Raw genomic sequence first — 20962 nt, forward strand, 5'->3', positions numbered from 1 at the left:
GGGTGTTTGGGGTCCGTGATGGCTTCAACGATCGCTGAATTCGGTCGCCGCTTTGCCGCCCTTTGGGTCGACGGAGCGCGGCGGTGGGCGTTGCTGGTGGTTCTCGTCTCCCTGGCGGCCACGGTCGGCGCCACGGTCTTCGTGGCCCGTAATGTCGCGATCAATACCGATACCGAGGACATGCTGTCCCCGGACCTGCCGTTTCAGAAGTACTCGCGGGAAGAGGACGAGGCCTTTCCCCAACTCTCGGACACGATCGTGGTGGTGATCGACGGCCAGACTCCCGATGTGGCCGATGATGCCGCTGTCGCGCTCGCTGGCAGGATGCGGCAACGCCCGGAGGTCTTCCGCAGCGTCTACGACCCCGCGGCGGACCCCTTCTTTCGCCGGAACGGCCTGCTCTATCTCAGCACCGACGAACTTTACGCGCTGAGCGACCGCTTGGCCGAAGCACAGCCTTTTCTCGGCGCCTTGTGGCGCGATCCCAGCCTGCGCGGCCTGTTCGGCATGCTTGGGCTAGCCATTGACGCCCTGCTCCAAAGCGAGGACGAGGCGCCTCCCGTCGAGATCGGGCGGGTGCTGACCGCCATGGCCGAAACGCTGGAAGCCCAGAAGCAGGGGCGGTTCTCGCAGCTTTCCTGGCAACAGCTGATGATGGACGACGGTGACGACAAGGGGCCCTATCGGCGGTTCGTCCTCGTGCAGCCGGTCCTCGATTTCGGGTCGCTTCAACCGGCCACCGCCGCCATCGATACCGTGCGCCGACTGGCCGGCGAACTCGGCCTGACGCCGGATCGGGGCGTCCGGGTGCGCCTGACCGGCTCTGCGGCCATGTCCGAGGACGAACTGAAAAGCGTCGAGCAGGGCTTGGGACTTGCCGCCGTGGTGTCGCTGTTTCTGGTGGTTGGCCTGCTCCTATGGGGGTTCCGCTCGGCCCGGCTGGCCCTGGCGACGCTGCTCACTCTGATCATGGGGCTTGTGTGGACGGCGGCCTTCGCCACGCTGGCGATCGGCCGGCTGAACTTGATTTCGGTGGCGTTCGCCGTGTTGTTCATCGGCCTCAGCGTCGACTTCGGCATCCATTTCGGCCTTCGCTACAAGGAGGCCGTCCGCGCAGCGGCAGGATCGGGTCCGGCCTTGCGGGAGGCTGCGACGAGTGTCGGCGGCGCGCTTACATTGTGCGCTGCGGCCGCGGCGATCGGCTTCTTGTCCTTCCTTCCCACGGCCTATGTGGGCTTGGCCGAGCTTGGGGTCATCGCCGGTGCCGGCATGTTCATCGCACTGTTTTCAAACCTGACGGTTCTACCGGCGCTGTTGGCCCTGATGCCCGTTCGCCCCGGGGGGGGCGACGCCAGCCGTCGCGGTCTTGCCGATCCCGTCACCGGCTGGCTTGGCGCCCATCCCCGGGCGGTGCTGTCGGGGGCGTTGCTGCTGGCGATGCTGGCCGCCCTGGCGCTGCCCCGGGCCCGCTTCGATTTCGATCCGCTCAACCTCCGGGACCCCGAGACGGAATCGGTGGCTACCTATCTCGACCTCATCAAGGACGATGCCGATGGCCCCTATTCGGTAACCGTGCTGGCCAAGGATGTGGCCGAGGCCCGGGCGCTCGGCGAGAAGCTGGGCCGGCTTGAGGAGGTCCGGGAGGCCCGGTCGATCGCCGACTACGTTCCGGCCGATCAGGACGCCAAGCTCGACATCATCCAGACGATGGCCTTGTTCCTGGCCCCCGCCCTCGGCCCCGGCAACCAGGAAGCGCCGCCATCGCCGACGGACAACCGGAAGGCCCTGACCGAGGTCTTGGGCGGCCTCCATCGCCTTGCGGCGGAAGCGGCGGAGGCGGACCTCAAGGGGGACGCCGGCCGGCTGATCCAGGCCATCGAGGCCCTGGGCGGCGCCGACGCCACGGACGCCGTGATTGCCGGCATGCAGGAGCGTCTGCTGTCGGGTCTGCCGGTCCGCCTGGAGTCCCTGCGCCAGGCGCTGATGGCCGGGCCCGTTGCCCTCGACTCGCTGCCGGCCGATCTGCGCGAGCGCGAGATCGCCGCTGACGGACGCACCCGGCTCGAGGTCTATCCGCGGGCGAACCTCACCAAGCGCGAGGCGCTGCGTCGCTTCGTCGAGGCGGTGCGCGCGGTGGCCCCCAACGCCACGGGCGGGCCAATCATCATTCTCGAGGCCGGCGACGCGGTGGTCGCAGCGTTCCGCGAGGCGGGACTCATCGCCGTTTGCTCCATCGCGATCCTGCTTTTCGTGCTGCTGAGGAACGTGCGGGATGTGCTGTTCGTTTTCACCCCCCTCGTTCTGGCGACCCTTCTGACGGTGGCCGCATCGGTTGTACTGAAGCTGCCCTTCAATTTCGCCAACGTCATCGTGCTGCCGCTGCTGTTCGGGCTGGGCGTGGCCAACGGAATCCACATGGTGCTGCGCGGTCGCCACGAGGCCGGCCGCCGCGAGGTCTTCGCCACCAGCACCCCGCGGGCGGTGGTATTCAGCGCGCTGACGACGGTGGGTTCGTTCGGCAGCATCGCGCTTTCCAGCCACCCGGGAACGGCCAGCATGGGTGTGCTGCTGACCGTTGCTATTTCGTTGACCCTGATTTGCACGCTGGTCCTGTTGCCGGCCCTGATGGCGGTGTCGGGCGGGACGGCAGGGAAAGCTTCCTGACTACTTCGCCAGGAGTTCGTCCGTCTTCCTGTTCAGGGTCGCGACCAGGCCGTCGATTCCGGAATCCGCGAGAATTCGCCGGTATTCGGATCGGCGCACGGCCAACTGGCTGACGCTGTTGTCGAGCAGGATGTCGGCGATCAGCCAGCGCGACTTGGTTTCCTTCATCACGTAGGTCAACCCGGCGTCCGTGTCCCCGGCGCCGACGATGCGGGTTTGCACAAGGACGGTATCCTGCGGTCCGGGCCGATCATTCACCGTCTCGAATCGTTCGCCGGAATAGCCGTCGAATTGCGAGGCGTAGGTGGCGATGCTGAGGCGGCGAAAAGCCGCAAGCAACGTCGCCCGCTGCGCCGGCTCGGCCGACTCCCACTGCGAGCCGCCGGCCACGCGGATCATCCGCTCGAGGTCGAAGGCCTTGTCGACGGCCGGCGACAGGGTGTCGAAACGCTGCTTGGCATTCTCCGTCCCGGCCCGCTTCATGGCGGCCAAAAGCTGGTCGTGGAACTCGCCGACGACAGTTGCCGGCGCCGGCCCCGGCGCAGCCTGGGACGACGCCAACGGCGCCCAGGACAGCATCACGGCCAGCACAAGGGGAACGATACGGCAAGGTCGCATCATGACGGCGACTCCGGGAATGGGTGACGGGACGACCTAGTAAGAAAGTAGTTCGTCGGCTTTCGCCGTCAATGTGGCGATCAGGCCATTGATTCCCTGAGTCTTGAGAATATTGCCGTATTCGGAGCGCCGCACGGTCATCTCGCTGATGCCGTCGTCGACGATGACGTCGATGATCCGCCAGCGCCCGCTCATTTCCAGGACCCTGTAGTCCAAGGCCACCGAAGAGCCGTCCGGGTCGACGATTTTGGTCTTGATCAAGCGGGTATTCTGGGGCGCCGGCTTTTCGCCTTCGATCTTGAAGACCTGCCCCGAATAGCCGTCAAACAGCGTGGCGACGGTGCTGATATTGTTGCGCTTGAAGGCGATGGCGAGTCGGTCTTTCTCGTCGGCCGTGGCCTGCTTCCAGTACGCCCCCGTCGCCGTGCCGATCATGATGGGTATGGAAAACGCATCCTCGATGCCGGGCAGCAGCCGCTCGTAGCGCTGCCGGACGGTGAGGGATTTCGCTTCCTTCATGACCCCCAGCAAATGATCCTGAAAGCGTTGAACGACCGAGACGGGGTCGCCTTGCTGGGCCGACGCCGTCAGGGGCGTGACAAAAAAGACGCACAAAATCAGTAGATTACGAAGCTGTGACCCGATTCGCATGGCTCTCTCCGGCACGTTCCATCGTCTGGCTGGCTCTCTTGACCCCGCCGTTTCGACGAACCCTAGGGCCGTCGCCGCCGGTTGACAATAGGTTCCTCCACGCTGGTCCGGTAGCAGGGAGTCAAGCGATTTGATGGCCGCGCCCGCGAGATATGATCGTTGCGATCCCGGAAAAGTTCACTTAAAAGAAACCTCGTTGGGGAATATTGGCGTCTCGCGCTAGGGGTGGCAGGCGGCAATTGTGGATGGACACCGTGTTTAAGCTCTTTTCAAGAATGACCTTGGTGATCGGCGTCGTTGCAACGTTCGCCATGGGGATCGGATCGCCGGCTTGGGCGGAAACGCCCCAGGCCGCGCAGGCGGTGGTGGACGAATCGGATGACGGCGGCGACCCGCTGGAACCGGTCAATCGATTCCTGTTCGAATTCAACGAGATTTTCCAGTTGGTCATTTTGCGGCCGGCGACCGGCATGTATCAGCATTTGATACCGCCGGTGGTTCGCGAAGCCATCAGCCACATGATCGACAACCTGAAAAGCCCGGTCATCGTGGCCAACGACCTGTTGCAGGGCGAAGGGCAGCGGGCCCTGGAAACCACCCAGCGCTTCGTGATCAACACGACGCTGGGCGTCGGCGGCATCATGGATCCGGCCACGAAAATGGGCATCGCCAAGCACAGCGAGGATTTCGGCCAAACCCTGGCGGTCTGGGGGGTGGACGAGATGGTGTACCTGGTTCTGCCCTTCTATGGTCCGTCGAATCCCCGCGATGCCGTTGGCAAGCTTTTCGTCGACAACTATTTCGATCCGCTCGGCCTGTATCTCGAGAACATCGACGAGGACGAGGCGAGGTACGCCCGCATGGCGGTCGGCGCCGTCGACGAGTACGGCGGCGTGATGGACGAGCTTGAGCAGATCAAGAAGACGTCGGTCGACTACTACGCGGCGATCCGCAGCATGTACCGCCAGAAACGGAAAGCGGAAATCGGCAACGGCACCGAAGTCGACCTGCCGCCTATTCCGGACCTGGGCCAGATGCAGGAAGGGACTCCCGCCGACCAGGTGTCGCTGGAACGCAAATAGACGGTCCTCCAGTCTCCGGGATCGTCATTGGAATGACGCCGCCCATCGCTTGGGCGGCGTCGCTTTTTTGGCGGGATGCCGCTCGCACGCGGGCCGGCGGCGGCCAATAACCCTTGACACTCGTTAGGTATTATGGCACTTTGAAGTTACCGGAGCCCGTACGGGTCCGGTGGGGTGTTTTGGCTCGACCGCATGGTGGGCCAATAGGGCGTATTGCTTCACAAGGAGGATATTGCCGATGTCTGACCGAAATCTGTCTCCCAACTGAAGGTTCGAGGTGGCTGCCGCCTTCGCGTATCTCGCGAGGGGGGCGTCGGCTGTTTCGGTAAGTCTTTGCGGGATGGACGCAAGTTTGCCGACAGTGATTGAGAATCCGGGCGCACGGACCGCGCCGCCCAAGTAAAGGGAGATCAAGATCCATGACTGCTATTTCTGTGCCTATCGTCCCGTCGGAAAACGGTGTCGCGCGTTATCTGCGCGAGATCTGGCGGTTCCCGGTGTTGACCGCCGAAGAGGAATACATGTTGGCGCTTCGCTGGCGCGAGCATGGCGACGTCGACGCGGCGCACAAGCTGGTGACCAGCCATCTTCGCCTGGTGGCCAAGATCGCGATGAAATATCGCGGCTATGGGCTGCCGGTGGCCGATCTGCTGTCGGAAGGGAACATCGGCCTGATGAAGGCCGTGAAGAAGTTCGAACCCGAGCGGGGCTTCCGGCTGGCGACGTACGCGATCTGGTGGATCAAGGCGGCGATGACGGAATATGTCCTGCGCTCCTGGTCGCTGGTCCGCATGGGCACGATGGCGGCCCAGAAGAAGATGTTCTTCAACCTACGGCGATTGAAGAGCCGCCTGGAAATCCTCGACAACGGGGACATCAGCGTCGACGATGCGCGCGCCCTGGCCGAACGGCTGAACGTGTCGGAGGAAGAGATCGTCGACATGAACCGGCGCATTTCCTCGCGCGACGCGTCTCTCAACACGCCGCTGGGCGAGGAAGAGGGGATGGAGTTCCAGGACACCCTGGTCGACGATTCGCCGTCGCCGGAAGCGATTGCCATTCGGGGCGACGAGGCTTCCCGCCGCCGGCGCTTGCTGGTCGACGCGCTCAAAACCCTGAACGAGCGCGAGCGCCACATTTTCGTCGAACGGCGGCTGAAGGAAGATCCCGTCACTCTGGAGGAACTCGGCCAGCATTACGGCATCAGCCGGGAGCGGGTCCGTCAGCTCGAAGCCCGCGCCTTCGAGAAGATCCAGGATCTGGTCCGCGTGAACGCCGGGGCCGACGCCTCGGCGCTCGCCGCGTAGTCTCTCTTCCGACTCCCGCAGGCCATGGGCGACAAATCGGCCCTGACCGCCGGCAAGCCGGCCATCCCTCCGGAAGTGGAGGGATGGCTTGACTTCGTCCGGGCAGGCAATAAGTTGTCGCTCGGGCGACTTCGGGACCGGCGGGTGCCTTCGTAAAACAAACGTCGACAATCCGTGATCCTAGGACAGGGAAAAGGCGCGGTATGATTACGCTTGAGCGGCTCACGAAAAAATTCGGCTCCATCCTTGCCGTGGATGGGCTCTCTCTTTCCGTTCAGCGCGGTGAAGTTCTGGGGTTCCTGGGGCCGAATGGCGCCGGAAAAACCACCACCATGCGCATGATCACCGGTTTCCTGTCGCCGACCGGCGGGACCGCGGCGGTCGGTGGGTTCGATGTCACCAAGACGCCCATCGCCGTGCGCCGCCTGATCGGCTACCTGCCGGAGGGGGCGCCGCTGTACGGCGACATGACGCCGGCGGCGTTCCTCGACTTCATTGCCGGGATGCGGGGCTTCGGCGGCGCCGAAAAAAAACGACGCATGGACTGGACGGTGGAAACTCTCCAGTTGGGCGACGTGCTGCACCGGCCGATCGACACGCTGTCGAAGGGCTACAAGCGGCGGGTGGGATTGGCCCAGGCCATTCTGCACGATCCGGCCGTGCTTATCCTCGACGAACCGACGGATGGGCTGGACCCCAACCAGAAGCATCAGGTCCGCGCGCTGATCCGCAGCATGGCCCGGGACAAGGCTATCGTCATCTCGACCCACATCCTGGAAGAGGTGGAGGCCGTGTGCACGCGCTCGGTGGTCATTGCCGGCGGGCGGATCGTCTTCGATGGGGCGCCGCGCGATCTTCAGCGGCGTTCGCGGCGACACAACGCCGTGGAAATCCGGCTCGCCGTCCAATCGTCGGCGGCGCTGGCCGGCGAAATCGCCGCCTTGCCGGGAGTCGCAGCGGTCGACGCCCTGGATGAGGAGGGCGGGTTGGCGACTCTTCTGGTGGTGCCGCACGACGGGCGGCCGATCATCCACGATCTGAGCGAGTGCATCCGGGCCAGCGGGCTGGCCATCGAAGAGATGCATACCGAGCGCGGCGACCTTGCCGAGGTCTTCCGCCAGCTCACCATCGCCGCCTGAGGGGGAGGCCGCCATGCACAACGTTCTGACCATTTTCCGGCGCGAGTTCGGCGCCTATTTCTCGACGCCGCTGGCCTACGTCTTCATCGTGATCTTTCTGGCGCTGAGCGGCGCCTTCACCTTCTACATGGGGTATTTCTTCGAGCGGGGGCAGGCCGATCTCCAGGCCTTCTTCGCGTTCCATCCCTGGCTCTATCTGATCTTCGTGCCGGCAGTGTCCATGCGCCTGTGGGCCGAAGAGCGCAAGGGCGGAACCATCGAGCTTCTGATGACGCTGCCGGTTTCGACGTCGCAAGTGGTCATCGGCAAGTTCCTGGCGGCCTGGGCGTTCGTCGGCATCGCGCTGGCCCTGACCTTTCCCATCTGGATCACCGTCAACTATCTGGGCGACCCCGACAACGGCGTCGCCTTCGCCGGATATCTGGCCAGCCTGATCATGGCCGGCGCGTTCCTGGCGATCGGCGCCTGCGTTTCGGCGCTGACCAAGAACCAGGTCATCGCCTTCATCCTGGCCGCCGTCGTCGGTTTCCTGTTCCTGACCAGCGGGCTGGAGATCGTCATCGCCTTCTTCCGGGGATGGGCGCCCGACGTCGTCGTCGATGCGGTCGCCGGGATGAGCTTCCTCACCCATTTCACCTCGATCACCGCCGGGGTCATCGATCTTCGCGACGTGATCTTCTTCGGGTCGTTGATGGCGGTTTGCCTGTTCATCAACGTCCTTCTCGTCGACACGCGAAAGGGAGCGTGAGGCCAACCATGGAACGGATAAAGGCCTTGGGCCAGTCGAAGATCGCCGTCATCGCCGGGGTTATGGCGGTGATCCTGTTCGTTTGCGTCAACGTGCTGTCGGAAACCACCCTGCGTTCGGCCAGGCTTGATCTCACCGAGAACAAGCTGTTCACGCTCTCGCAGGGGACCCGCGAGGTCCTGGCGGCGATCGACGAGCCGATCACGCTACGCCTCTACGCCTCGCGATCCCTGGCCGAAGGGGCGCCCGCCTATGGCGATTTCATCGGGCGGGTCCGCGAACTGCTTCAGCAGTACGCCGACCTTTCGCGCGGCATGATCCGCCTGCAGATCTACAACCCCGAGCCCTATTCCGTTCAGGAGGACGAGGCGGTCGCCTACGGTTTGCAAGGCGTGCAGCTCGACCAGGGCGGCGAGACCGTCTATTTCGGCTTGGCGGCGACCAACAGCACCGACGACCAGGAGGTGGTTCCGTTCTTCGACACCCAGCGCGAGCGCTATCTGGAGTACGACCTGACGCGGATGCTGTTCAATCTGGCGCATCCCAAGAAGAAGGTGGTCGGCCTGATGGCCTTCCTGCCGATCGATAGCGATCCGCTCAAGGAGTACAAGCCCTGGGCGGTGGTCGAGCAACTGGAGCAGTTCGTCACCGTTCGCGCCATCGGCCGCAGCGTCAAGCACATCCCCGACGACATCGATCTTCTGATGATCGTGCATCCCGTCGGGGTTGAGGACGCCACCCTCTACGCCATCGACCAGTACGTCCTGCGCGGCGGCCGGGCCGTCGTCTTCGTCGATCCGCATTCCGAGGCCGAGGCCGAAATGAGCGCGGCCATGCGCCGGCCGCCGGCCGACACCGGCTCCGACCTCGGCAAGCTTTTCGCGGCCTGGGGGATCGACTATTCGCCGACGACCTTCATCGGCGACCGCGAGGCGGCGACGCGCGTCCAGGTGCCGGGTGCCGGCGGGCGTCCTGCGGTCACCGACTATGTGTCGTGGCTTGGCCTCACGCAGCAGAACTTCAACGCCAACGACGTGACGACCAGCGAGATCGCCCGCGTCTTCATGGCCGCCGCCGGTGCGCTTTCGAAGAAGGACGGGACGGACATCGAGTTCACCCCCCTGATCCAAACCAGCGAACGCGCCATGCGGATCGAGGCCTCGAAGGTGCGCATGCAGCCGGACCCGGCGCGGCTTCTGAAGAACTTCAAGTCCGAGGCCCACCCGTTCACCCTGGCGGCGCGCATTCAGGGTCGACTGAAGACGGCTTTCCCCGACGGGGCGCCCAAGGAAGCGGCCGGCGAGGCGAAGGAGGGCGGCGAGGCGGCGCCGGATACGGCCCCGAAGGCCGAGCACCTGACGCAGTCGGTTGGGCAAGCGAACCTGATCGTCGTCGCCGATACCGACATGCTGGCCGACCGCTCGTGGCTGCAGTTCCAGAACTTCTTCGGCCGCCAGGTTGCCGTTCCCACCGCCAACAACGCCGCCTTCGTCATCAACGCGGTGGACAATCTGCTGGGCAGCAACGCCCTGATCAACCTGCGCAGCCGCGGGCTGTCGGTCCGTCCCTTCCATCGCATCGAGGCCCTGAAGCGGGACGCCGAGCAGCGCTACAGCAAGACCGAGCAGGAACTGCTCGAGAAGCTTAAGGTGACCAACGAGCAGATGGGCAAGCTGAACACCAAGGACGGCAGCGGCGAGGCCATCCTGAGCGATTCCCAGCGCGAGACCATGGCCAAGTTCCGGGCCGACCTTATCGACATCCGCCAGCAGTTGCGCGAGGTCCAGCACAACCTGCGCAAGGACATCGAGGCCCTCGATACCGGGCTCAAGATCATCAACATCTGGGCGGTTCCGGCGATCATCTGTCTCATCGCCGTCGCCATGGCGTGGGCCAAGCGCCGCCGGCACCGCCTGCGGTCCATCGACGGGTAAAGGTCCCTCTGCACAGCCATCGCAAGCCGGGAGCATTGTTTCAGCCATGACGCCGAGAAGTCTTTTGGGTTTGGGGGCCGTCACCGTGGTGGTGGCCATCGCGGCGGTAGCCTCGGTTGCCAGCCGTTATGCCGGAACGCCGGCCGTGCGCGACGAGAGCCCTGTCTTCAAGGGGCTGGACGAACGCCTCAATTCGGTCGGCCGGCTGACCGTGAAGACGGCCGAGGAGGAGTTCACCATCCAGCGTGACGGGGCGGCCTGGACCATGGTGGACAAGCAGGGATATCCGGTGGACGCCGAAAGGGCGCGCACGGCTCTTTTCCAATTGTCCCAGCTGCGGCTGGCGGAGGCGAAGACCCGAATGCCGGAGCGCTATCCGCGCATCGAAGTCGAAGACCCCACCGCCAAGGATGCCAAATCGGCTCGCCTGACGGTCAAGGACCAGGCGGACGGGGTCCTGGCCGATGTCATCGTCGGCAAGGCCAAGACCACGCTGGCCGGCGGCGTTGGCGGCACTTACCTGCGCAAGCCCGGGGAAGCCCAGGCATGGCTGGCGCGGGGCGTCCTCGACCTCAGGGAAAGGGCGGCCGACTGGCTGGTCAAGGATGTCATCGACATCGACGAGAAGCGCATCCGCCGTGTCGCGACGATGCCCAAAGCCGGCGATCCAGCCGTTGTCGTCAGGAACGCGCCTGAAGAGCGGGCCTTTACGTTGGAGGGCGTTCCCGAGGGCAAGACCGCCAAGAAGGACGAGCTCGGCGCCTTCGGCACGGCGCTGGGCGGTCTCAATCTTCTCGACGTCATGCCGGCCGACAAAAAGCCGCTGCCGGCCGATGCCGGGGCCAGGGCCGAGGTCGAAACCTTCGACGGCCTGCTGATCAAGGTCGTCATGGAGGAATCGGACAAGGGAATTTTCGCCCACTTCGAAGCGGCGGCCACCGCCGGCCACGCCGACGCCGAAAAGGAAGCCGAGGCCATCAACGCCAGGGTCGGCAAATGGGTCTACCTGGTGCCCGAGTACAAACTGCGCCCTCTTTTGAAGGCACGGGGCGATCTCATCGAGGGATGATCCGGGGCCGCGCCTTGCGCGGACGGGGCGGCGATGCCACCCTGTGCCGATGATCGTCCTGTTCACCGATTTCGGGGTCGCTGGTCCCTACGTCGGCCAGCTTAGGGCCGTCCTCGCCCGGCACGCACCGGCAACGCCGGTCATCGAGCTTTTCTCGGACGCTCCCGCCTGCGACCCCAAAGCCGCCGCCTATCTTCTGGCTGCCTATATCGGGGAATTTCCCGTCGGTACGGTCTTTCTCGGCGTCGTCGATCCCGGCGTCGGGGGGCGGCGCAAGGCCGGCGTTCTTTTTGCCGGCGGCCGCGGGTTCGTCGGTCCCGACAATGGGCTTTTCGAGATCGTCGTCCGGCGGGCGCAGGAGACGCCGCGCTGGCGCGAGCTTGCGGTTGCCGCCGACGGCATCTCGGCCACCTTCCACGGCCGCGACATCTTCGCTCCGGCGGCGGCCCTGCTGGCATGTGGCGCCATGCCGGACGGCCGCGACCAGCCGCTTGCCGCAATGCGGCGGCCGGCGTGGCCCGACGATCTGGCGGAGGTCATCTACATCGATGGATTCGGCAACGCCATGACGGGCCTCAGGGCGGACCGGGTTGCCGCCGCCACCGGCCTCATCGTTGGCGGCGTACACCTGGCAAGAGCGCGGACCTTTTCCGACGTGCCGGAGGGCGCGGCCTTCTGCTACCAAAACGCCAACGGGCTGATCGAGATCGCCGTCAATCAAGGCCGCGCCAGCGAGCGATTGGGCCTGAAAGTCGGAACGCCGGTGGAAATCGCTGGAATGTGATGGCTTTCACAGCCATGCTGGCAAGGGTGAGGTATCAATAAACGGCCAAGTTGTGACGGAAAGGGATGCCGGCCGGGGAGCGGCACCAGTCTGCTGACAAGGATCCTGCCGGCGAAGTGGGGGGGGTGAATGGGGTTCGGGGTCAAGTTTCTGGGGGTGCGGGGGAGCATTGCGGTGCCGTCCGCCCAATATATCCGGTATGGCGGCAACACCAGTTGCATCGAGGTCCTTGCCGGCGAGCGCAAGTTCATCCTCGACGCGGGAACCGGAATTCGCGCGCTCGGCCCCGAATTCCTCCGCGAGGGCATCCGCGACGTCAATCTGCTGCTGACCCACACCCACTGGGACCATATCAACGGCTTTCCCTTCTTCACGCCGGCCTATAACCCGAAGTGGACCCTTCGCATCCGGGCCGGCCATTTGGCGGGGATCGGCACCATCCGGGAAATCCTCTCCGATCAGATGACCCATCCGATGTTCCCGATCCCCCTGGCGGCGATGCGGGCCAACCTGGTCATGGAGGATTTCGCCGCCGGCGATGCTTTCGACCTTTATCCGGACGTGCACGTTCGCACGGCCCCGCTCAATCACCCGAACAACGCCACCGGCTATCGGATCGAGCATGGGCGCAAGGCGATCTGTTACGTGACCGATACCGAACACGTCCCCGGGCGGATCGATCAGCGCATCGTCGATTTGGTCGAGGGGGCAGATCTGATGATCTACGACAGCACCTACACCGAGGAAGAGTTCCCGGCGAAGGTCGGATGGGGCCACTCCACCTGGAACGAGGGGGTGCGGTTGTGCCGGGCGGCGGGCGTCAAGAAGCTGGCCCTCTTCCATCACGATCCCGACCACGACGACGCCTTCATGGCCAGGTTGGAAGCCGACGCCAAGGCCGAATGGCCGGGCTGCTTTGCGGCCCGCGACGGCATGGTGGTGACGGTCGATTGACGCCGGTCAGCGGGCGGGCGGCGGAGCCTGGGTCTCGGACGGCGGAGTCCGACCCTTGGCGAAGTTTCCGGCGGCGATTTCCTCGCGTGAGCGCCGTTCGAAATAGGCGTCCCGTTCATCGAGGGACATCGGCGAGATGCGCACCACCACGCGGCGGTTGATCGCCTGGTTTTCCGGGATTGGGGCGCCTTCGGCGGTGCGGTTGGGAAGTTTCGGCCGCGTCTCGCCGTAGCCGACGGCCTTCATCTTGTCGCCGGCCAGCCCCTGCGTCATGAACAGGCGCACGACGGCGGACGCCCGTCCGGCCGACAATTCCCAGTTGGAGGGAAATCTGGCGGTGCTGATGGGGTCGTCGTCGGTATGGCCCTCAACCTCGATGACAAAGGGCTCATAGCGGGGCGCCATCAGGGTTTTGGCCATGTTGAAAAGGATGGGGATGGCCACCTCGCGGATGTCGGCCGCGCCGGGCCTGAAGAAGGCAGAACTATCCAACTCCATGACCACGCCCCGGGAATCGGTTCCGATCGCCACCGCCTGATCGGCCTGCAGCGCGAAGACGACGTCCTCCAAATCCACCTTCATCAGGGCGATGGGGCTTTGCTCCTTGGCTTTGTCACCCTGCTTGCCGAGTTGGTCGAGGATGCCGGCCTTCACCTGCTCGTAGATGGGAATGTCGATCTTGGAGAACGAGACCAGCATGATGAAGAACGCCATCAGCAACGTCACCGCATCGGAATAGGTGAGAAGCCAGGCGTCGGGGTTGTCTTCGTCTTCGTCCTTCGGCGCAGGGATCAAACGTCGGGTCGCCATGTCGTCGTCACCGCTTCATCGTGTCGATGTTGAAGTGAATGGCCGGATCGAGATAGCTGTTCATCTTGTCCTGGATGTAGCGGGGGCTCTTACGGTCCGCCAGCAACGCCAAACCTTCCGCCACCAGGTAATTGCGGAAGCGAACGATCTGTTCGCGCTGCTGCACCTTCGAGGCGACGGGCAGAAAGATCAACCGCGCCAGCAGAATGCCGTACAGCGTCGTGATCAGGGCGACGGCCAAACCTGTTCCCAGTTGACCCGGGTCCGCTTGCAGGGAGCCGAGCATGATGATGAGACCGACCACCGTGCCGATCATGCCGAAGGCCGGGGCGATGGCCCCCATCGTCTTCAGGATATTCACCTGGACAGTATTGCGCCCGTAGGTGGTCTCGATGGAGTTGTGAAGGATTTCCCGGACCTCGTCGCCGGTATAGCCGCTGACGACCATTTCGATGCCGAAGCGCAGGAACAGGTCACCGCGTACCGCCTTGCGGCCCTCGTTTTCAAGGGCGGGCAGGCCGCTTTTCTGCACCAGGTAGGCCCAGCGGATGACCCGGCCGACTTCCGATTTCAGGATATTGCGGCCGACGGAGGCGCGCTTGAAAATGCGCCAGATGAGCTTGAGCGACAGCCCGACGTAACGAGCCTCGTAGGAGACAAAAGTCGCCGCCAAGGTTCCGCAGAAGACCATGACGAAGCTGGAAAAGCTGGCGAAAATCAGGAAATTGTCGGTCGCGAGCAGGATGGACCCAAGGAACAGGCCGAGCGCGGCTAAAAACGCAATGATCGTCGATAAAGACATGCTTGAGCCCCCGCCCCGCTTTCGCCGCCCGCGTTAAGCCGTTTGTTGTCTGTGGAAAGTCCCCCCTGATGTCCGGCTTCCCACACCGGATGCGGCCTTGCGAGTAGGGCCGCGTGGCTCAACTCTTACCACAAATTCGTTTGAATGGTCACGATTTTCAAAACCGCCGCGGCGCTCAGCGCTCGCGGAACGCTTCGTGACGAAGCTTGAGAACGGGCCTGATCAGGTATTCGAGGAAGGTTCGCGTCCCGGTATGGATGTCGACCGTCGCCTCCATGCCGGGAATGATCGGCAACTCGCCTTGCTTCTGGCCAAGATAGGTCTTGTCGGTTTCGACCAGGACGCGAAAGAAGGGGACCCCCTTGTCGTCCGCGCTGCTGTCCGGCGCCACCATGGTGACGATCCCCTCCAGGCCGCCATAGCGGGAATAGTCGTAGGTGGAAATCTTCACGGTGGTGGCCTGCCCAACCCGCACGTAGCCGCGGTCGGTGGGGTTCAGTTTGGCCTCGATGACGACGTTTTCCCCGGTCGGGACGATCTCCATGATCGGCTCGCCCGCCTTCACCACGCCGCCGATGGTGTGGTAGCGCAGGTTCTTGATGATCCCCTCGATCGGGCTGCGGATGTCGGTCCGGATCTTCTGCTCGGTCGCCTGTGACAGAAGCTCGCGGGTGCGGGCGATCGACTGCTCGGTCTTCACCAGTTCTTCCTGCGCTTCCCGCCGGAAGCGGATGCGTTCTTCGCCGACGCGCTGCTGGGCTTCGGAGACGGCGGCCTGGGCGCGCGAGATCGACGGCGTCAGCGAGTTGATGTCGGAGACGATGGATTCGACCTGTTCCTTGAGGATGCCCCGGACCTCATCGAGGGCGGCGCGCGCGCGCGGGATCGATTGGTTCAAGCCGTTGATCTGTCCCTCCAGACTCTTGACCTCGCTTTCGAGTTGCAAGTGGTCCATCTTCGAAATCAAACCGTCGGCGACCAGCTTGGTCGACATCGCGAACCGTTCCCTGAGCAGCCTCAGATTGTTGGTCGATGTCGTCCGCTGGGTTTCCAGCTCCTTGATCTCCAGTTCCTTCTGCCGGATCTGCTGTTGCAGCGATCCTGCCGGCGAGCTGAGCTCGCGCTTGCGATCCTGCAACGCCCGCATCCGCGCATTGAACTCTTCGACCTCCAGTTCGCGCTGGCGGATGAGCTGGAGCTGGACGCCGATCTTGGCGTCCAGCTGTTGCTGGCGCGCCACATAGGAGCGCTGCTCGGCGACCGCCTGGATGGGGCGCCTGTTCTGCAGGTCCTCGGGGATGGCCAGCGGCGTTCCCTGCGTCTCGGCCTCGAGGCGCGCCTTGACCAGCAGATCGCTGTCCCGCCGGGTTTCCAGTTCCTCGCGATTGACGCCGCTGACGCCGAGACCCAGCTGCAAAAGAAGCTGGCCCTCCCTGACGACATCGCCGTCCTCGACGTGGATGGCCTGGACGATGCCGCCTTCGAGGTGTTGGATGACCTTGATGTTGCCGCGGGGGATCACCTCGCCGGTGGCGATTGAAACCTCGTCGAGCTCAAAGTAGTTCGACCAGACGATCAGCGCGCCCAGGAGAATCATCACCGGCCAGGCGACGGTCCGCCAGGTCGGCAACGGGTGGCTGTCCATAAGATGATCGAGACGGCTCATGCCTCACCGATACCGTCCGCCTCCGGCGCGGGGGCCATGCCGTTCGTTCCGGTCGCCTTCTTCCCCCCTTCCGTGACAGTCCAGCGGGGGCGTCCTGCCGGAGCGACGCGCAGAAGGGGCTTCGTGCCGGAGGTTCCGCCGGGTAGGTGGGCGGCCTCCTTCATCATGTCGGCGGCGACCAGCTTGGCCACGGCCGCGCCATGTGCGGTCGGCAGATTGTCAGGGCCGGGGCGGCCATGCGGCGGGGAAGTCAACGGACGGGACGCGGGAATCAGGAGCGAACCGGCGTCGGCGGCTTCCTTGGCATATCCGGACGCGGCCGCGACCGGAGCGGTCCTCAGCGGCCGTTTCGCCGGGCCGGTAGCCTCGGCGTCGGCCGGCATCTCCCCGCCCAGCGGTTTGACGCCCGTCGCCGGCGGGGCCGCCGCGGTCCGTGCTCCGGCGCCGAACAGTCGGGGGAGAATTTCCTGGGCCGGGCCCGCCAGCGCCAGGCGGCCGCGGTCGAGGGCGAACAGATCGCGGCAGATCGACAGCAGGATCGGGCTGTGCGTGACGATGATGACCGTACAGGCGCGGCCGATCTCCTCCAGGGTCTTGCGGAGGTCGTGCTCGGCCTGCCGGTCGAGGCTGCTCGACGGTTCGTCCAGCAGCAGGACCGGAGGCTGGCCGACCAGCGCGCGGGCGATCGAGATGCGCTGGCGCTGGCCGCCCGACAGCCGCTGGCCGGCCTCGCCGATCTCGGTGGCGTAGCCGTCCGGCTGATCGATGACGAACTGGTGGATTCCAGCGGCCTTGGCGGCGCGGATGATCTCCTCGTCGGAAGCGTCGGGAATGCGGTTGGCGATGTTGTCGCGCACCGAGCCGGCGAACAGCACGTTCTCCTGGGGAACGTAGCCGATCCATGTCGCCAGCTCGGAGCGGGAAAACTGGCTGATGTCGGCGCCGTCCAGCAGGACGCGCCCGGCCGTGGGCACATAGAGGCCCTGCAAGATCTTGAGAAGGGTGGTCTTGCCGCTGCCGTTGCGCCCGACCAGGGCGTTGACGCCGCCCCGCGCGATCCGGAAGGACACGTTGTCGACCACGGCGGCGGAGTCCTCGCCATACGCGAACGTGACGTTTTCGAGGACGACCTCGCCCCGCGGCTTGTCCATCTTGATGTCGGTATGCAGACGCTCGCTAGGCTCCGCGAAAAGCTGGCCGAGGCGGTCCGCGGCCTGCTTGAAGCTCGAATAGGTCCGCCATTGATTGACCAGCTGGTTGAGCGGCCCGATGAGGCGCCCGGACAGCATGTTGGTGGCGATCAGGCCACCGATGGTGAGGCGCTGATCGATGATGGCGATGGCCCCGACCGCCGTCAGGCAGACCGTGGTCACCATCGTCAGGGCGGCCCCCAGGTTGCTGTAGGTGTCCGTCTTGCCGCCACGGGCGACCGCGCGCTCGATGTTTTGGGCGTGGCGCTCCTCCCAGATGGGCCGGATGGCGCGATCGAGCGCCAGCGCCTTGATGGTCGTGCGCCCGGCGATCATCTCGGCGATCAGGCTGTCCCGGGATTGCGAGGCGTCGCGTTCCTCGTCGTTGGCACTGGCCACGACGTTGCCCGACCGCCAGGCCACGAACACGAAGATGGGAAGCAGGATCAGCAGCACCCAGGCGATGGCCGGGGCGACCACGAAAATGACGCCGAGAAAGAGAATGGCAAAGGGCAGGTCGGCGACGAGGATCGCCGAGGCGCCGGACAGCGTGTTGCGAACGACGTCGACGTCCCGGAACAGGGTCTGCCAGTAGGCTCCGGGCTTGGACTCGAGGGTCTTGAGCGGCAGCGCCATGAACTTTTCGAAGACCAGTTGCCCGACCGAAACGTCGACCCGCAGGGCAATCCGCTGCAGGATGCGGGAACGCGACTGGCGCAGGACATAGTCGAAGGCAAGCACGAACAGCATGCCGATCATCAGCCCTTCTAGGGTCTTGATGCCGGCATGATAGACAACCCGGTCGTACACCTGCATCGTAAACACCGGAACCGCGAGAGCTAGCGCGTTGACGAAAAAGGACATCGCCAACACTTCGCGGAAAACCGGCATGATCGGTTTCATGAACGACCGGAGCCAACTTTTGGTCGAGGGTGAACTCGCGACCAAGCGTTTCTCCGTAACGTATCAGTTAAAAAATTTAGCTATCTGATTGTAAGCCCTATCAGATTCCCCAACGCCACTTTGATGTGGATACCATCGGCTGCCCAAGGATATCAACAAAATTATAGGGTTAACGGGTTAACGTATAATAAAGGCGGCGGGCGAAACTGGGCTCGGAGTTCGCTGTTGACCTGTTGACCGGCTGCCATTCTAGTAAAGCGGCCGCGTTTTCGGGAGCAGGGGCAAGGGGGGATGACCGGCCATGCCGGAACCTAAATCCGATCGAAGCCGGAAGGACAAAGGCGGCAAAGGGGGCCGATCGCGCCTTCGCCGGGTATTCAGCGCGGACAGATTGATCGGTTTGGGCCTGCTGGGGGCGTTGCTGGCGTTTTTCCTGTCCAATCCCTATCCGCTGCAACTTGCCCAGACGAAGACCTTCGATCTGTATCAGCGAATGTCACCGCGGACGGTGCCGCCGCCCGAGAGCAAGCCGGTCACCATCATCGATCTTGACGAGGACAGTCTTTCCGAGGTGGGGCAGTGGCCGTGGCCGCGCAACGTCATCGCGCGATTGGTAAGCAATCTGACGCAGATGGGGGCGGTGCTGGTGGCCTTCGACATGGTCTTCCCGGAGGCCGACCGCATGAACCCGCTGACCATCGCCGATTCCATCGCCGGCCTCGATGAGGAAACCCGCGAGCGGCTGCGCGGGCTTCCCGGCAACGACGCGTTATTTGCCGACGTGATCAAGCGGGGACGGGTGGTTCTGGGACAGGCCGGCTTTCGCGGAGAGAAGGCGGACGCCACGCCCCCGGTGCGCAAGTCGATCGCGCTGAAGGGACCCAAGCCGCACCAATTCGTCGAGAATTTCCGCTCGCTGGTCCGCAATGTGCCGGTCATCGAGAAGGCGGCTCTCGGCCACGGCATCTTTTCGTTGGCCTCCGAGCCGGACGGCATCGTGCGGAGGGTTCCGACGATTTTCGCCCACCAGGGGGAGCTTTATCCGTCGCTGCCGATCGAGATGCTTCGCGTTCTCTTCCAGCGACCCACCCTGCTGGTGGAGACCAACGAGGCGGGCGTGACGTCGATCGGCATCGCGTCGAAAAGCGTTTTCCCGCCAAACGGGCTCAAGCTTGGCACCGACAGCAAAGGCCGGGTGTGGCCGTATTTCTCCAAGCGCGACAGGGCGAAATACGTTTCCGCTCGCGAGGTCCTGACCGGAACCGCCGACCCGGCCCTCATCCGCGGCAAGCTGACCATCATCGGAACGTCGGCGGTCGGCCTGCTCGACATTCGCTCGACGCCGACCGAAGAGATCATGCCCGGCGTCGAGGTCCACGCCCAGCTGATCGAGGCCGTGCTGACCGGCAACTTCCTGTCGCGCCCCAACAACATCAACGGCGCCGAAGCGGCGCTCGTCCTGATCGGCGGCCTTCTGATCATCTGGCTGGTGCCGGCGGTGGGGGCGCGTTGGACCCTGCTGCTGTTCCTGGTCATCGCGGGTTCCGCGCTCGGCACGTCGTGGTACCTGTTCGCCGAGCGGAAGATCCTGTTCGACGCCGGCTTCGCCGTGGCCTCGATGCTGGTCCTCTATGTCCTTCTGACCTACACCGGCTATGCCCGCGAGGAGGCGGGAAGACGCCAGGTGCGCAATGCCTTCGCGCACTATCTGTCGCCCGCCATGGTCGAGAAACTGGCCGAAAATCCGTCGCAGCTGTCGCTCGGCGGCGAGAAGCGCGACATGACCATGCTGTTCTGCGACGTGCGCGGCTTCACCACCATCTCCGAGCAGTTCGATGCCGAGGGCCTGACCCGCCTGATCAACAAGCTGCTGACGCCGCTGACCGACATCATCCTCAATCGCCAGGGCACCGTCGACAAATACATGGGCGACTGCATCATGGCGTTCTGGAACGCGCCCTTGGACGATGCCGAGCACGCCCGCCACGCCTGCCTCGCCGCACTCGCCATGAACGCCGAGATGGTTCCGCTCAACCAGCGCCTCGAAGCCGAGGCCCAGGCCGAGGGGCGTCCCCATCTTCCGCTGAAGATCGGCATCGGCATCAATTCCGGCGACGTGGTGGTCGGCAATATGGGGTCGGATCAGCGCTTCGACTATTCGGTGCTGGGCGATCACGTGAATTTGGCGTCGCGCCTCGAAGGCCAGAGCAAGACCTATGGCGTGGACATCATCATCGGCGACAACACGTGGCGAAAGGCGCCCGACCTGGCGGTCCTCGAACTCGACCTCATCAAGGTCAAGGGCAAGACGGCGGCAGTCCGCGTCCATACCCTGCTCGGCGACGAGGCCGTTTGCGAGAGCGAGGTCTTTCGGGCGTTGAGCGGCCGGCATTCCGCGATGCTGGAAGCCTACCGGGGCCAGCGGTGGCAGGAGGCACTCGCCCAGATCGACGGCTGCCGGAAACTCTGCGACGGTCACAACCTGGGCGGCGTCTACGATCTCTACGAGGCGCGTGTCCGCGAGTATGAGGCGAACCCTCCCTGTCCCGGCTGGGACGGCGTTTTTACCGCCATGTCCAAATAGACTCTCCGGACTCTGTCCAACTGGACTCTCCATCTCGGAAAAGAAAATCGCCCAGCC

At 64.5% G+C, this 20962-nt stretch carries 16 protein-coding genes; 10 read left to right on the forward strand and 6 right to left on the reverse strand.

The window, feature by feature from the left end:
* Positions 1–18: 18 nt before the first annotated feature.
* On the forward strand, positions 19–2664 hold the full coding sequence (locus ODR01_RS16155; RefSeq protein ID WP_316978722.1) for an MMPL family transporter: 2646 nt from the start codon (positions 19–21) through the stop codon (positions 2662–2664).
* On the opposite strand, the gene ODR01_RS16160 is transcribed toward ODR01_RS16155, so the two are convergent.
* Positions 2665–3285 (reverse strand): ABC transporter substrate-binding protein, encoded by a 621-nt coding sequence (locus ODR01_RS16160; RefSeq protein ID WP_316978723.1) that lies wholly within the window; start codon positions 3283–3285, stop codon positions 2665–2667.
* Positions 3286–3318: 33 nt separating this feature from the next.
* Complete coding sequence (locus ODR01_RS16165) at positions 3319–3933, reverse strand: ABC transporter substrate-binding protein (protein WP_316978724.1); 615 nt, start codon at positions 3931–3933, stop codon at positions 3319–3321.
* 245 nt (positions 3934–4178) lie between these two features.
* On the opposite strand from ODR01_RS16165, the gene ODR01_RS16170 reads away from it, so the two are divergent.
* From ODR01_RS16170 to ODR01_RS16205, 8 genes are all read left to right on the forward strand, one after another.
* A complete protein-coding gene (locus tag ODR01_RS16170; protein WP_316978725.1) occupies positions 4179–5015 on the forward strand; it encodes an MlaA family lipoprotein in 837 nt (278 codons plus the stop codon).
* 419 nt (positions 5016–5434) lie between these two features.
* Positions 5435–6322 carry an RNA polymerase sigma factor RpoH gene (gene rpoH / locus ODR01_RS16175; protein WP_316978726.1) on the forward strand — a complete coding sequence of 296 codons (888 nt, stop codon included), beginning with the start codon at positions 5435–5437 and terminating at the stop codon, positions 6320–6322.
* A gap of 203 nt (positions 6323–6525) precedes the next feature.
* A complete protein-coding gene (locus ODR01_RS16180; RefSeq protein WP_316978727.1) occupies positions 6526–7461 on the forward strand; it encodes an ABC transporter ATP-binding protein in 936 nt (311 codons plus the stop codon).
* 13 nt (positions 7462–7474) lie between these two features.
* Entirely contained in the window at positions 7475–8209 is a 735-nt protein-coding gene (locus tag ODR01_RS16185) for an ABC transporter permease (RefSeq protein ID WP_316978728.1), read from the forward strand.
* An 8-nt stretch (positions 8210–8217) separates the two neighbouring features.
* Positions 8218–10143 carry a GldG family protein gene (locus tag ODR01_RS16190; RefSeq protein WP_316978729.1) on the forward strand — a complete coding sequence of 642 codons (1926 nt, stop codon included), beginning with the start codon at positions 8218–8220 and terminating at the stop codon, positions 10141–10143.
* A 46-nt stretch (positions 10144–10189) separates the two neighbouring features.
* The gene (locus ODR01_RS16195) at positions 10190–11212 is read left to right on the forward strand and encodes a DUF4340 domain-containing protein (protein ID WP_316978730.1); all 1023 of its coding nucleotides are present in this window, start codon (positions 10190–10192) and stop codon (positions 11210–11212) included.
* Between the two features lie 49 nt (positions 11213–11261).
* Positions 11262–11996 (forward strand): SAM hydrolase/SAM-dependent halogenase family protein, encoded by a 735-nt coding sequence (locus ODR01_RS16200; RefSeq protein WP_316978855.1) that lies wholly within the window; start codon positions 11262–11264, stop codon positions 11994–11996.
* A gap of 129 nt (positions 11997–12125) precedes the next feature.
* Positions 12126–12950 carry an MBL fold metallo-hydrolase gene (locus ODR01_RS16205; RefSeq protein ID WP_316978731.1) on the forward strand — a complete coding sequence of 275 codons (825 nt, stop codon included), beginning with the start codon at positions 12126–12128 and terminating at the stop codon, positions 12948–12950.
* Between the two features lie 6 nt (positions 12951–12956).
* On the opposite strand, the gene ODR01_RS16210 is transcribed toward ODR01_RS16205, so the two are convergent.
* The 4 genes from ODR01_RS16210 to ODR01_RS16225 all read right to left on the reverse strand — a co-directional run bounded on the left by ODR01_RS16210 (position 12957) and on the right by ODR01_RS16225 (position 18309).
* On the reverse strand, positions 12957–13760 hold the full coding sequence (locus ODR01_RS16210; protein WP_316978732.1) for an OmpA/MotB family protein: 804 nt from the start codon (positions 13758–13760) through the stop codon (positions 12957–12959).
* Between the two features lie 7 nt (positions 13761–13767).
* Entirely contained in the window at positions 13768–14562 is a 795-nt protein-coding gene (locus ODR01_RS16215; protein ID WP_316978733.1) for a motility protein A, read from the reverse strand.
* 175 nt (positions 14563–14737) lie between these two features.
* Positions 14738–16228, reverse strand: a complete 1491-nt coding sequence (locus ODR01_RS16220) for an HlyD family type I secretion periplasmic adaptor subunit (RefSeq protein ID WP_316978734.1) — start codon at positions 16226–16228, stop codon at positions 14738–14740.
* Positions 16225–18309 carry a peptidase domain-containing ABC transporter gene (locus ODR01_RS16225; protein WP_316978735.1) on the reverse strand — a complete coding sequence of 695 codons (2085 nt, stop codon included), beginning with the start codon at positions 18307–18309 and terminating at the stop codon, positions 16225–16227. Before ODR01_RS16225 ends, ODR01_RS16220 begins: the two co-directional genes overlap by 4 nt.
* Before the next feature lie 403 nt (positions 18310–18712).
* Between ODR01_RS16225 and ODR01_RS16230 the strand changes: the two genes are divergently transcribed.
* On the forward strand, positions 18713–20905 hold the full coding sequence (locus ODR01_RS16230) for a CHASE2 domain-containing protein (RefSeq protein WP_316978736.1): 2193 nt from the start codon (positions 18713–18715) through the stop codon (positions 20903–20905).
* The last annotated feature ends 57 nt before the right edge of the window (positions 20906–20962 follow it).

Origin of the sequence: Shumkonia mesophila (genome assembly GCF_026163695.1) — a bacterium.
Classification (GTDB): Bacteria; Pseudomonadota; Alphaproteobacteria; order Rhodospirillales; family Shumkoniaceae; genus Shumkonia; species Shumkonia mesophila.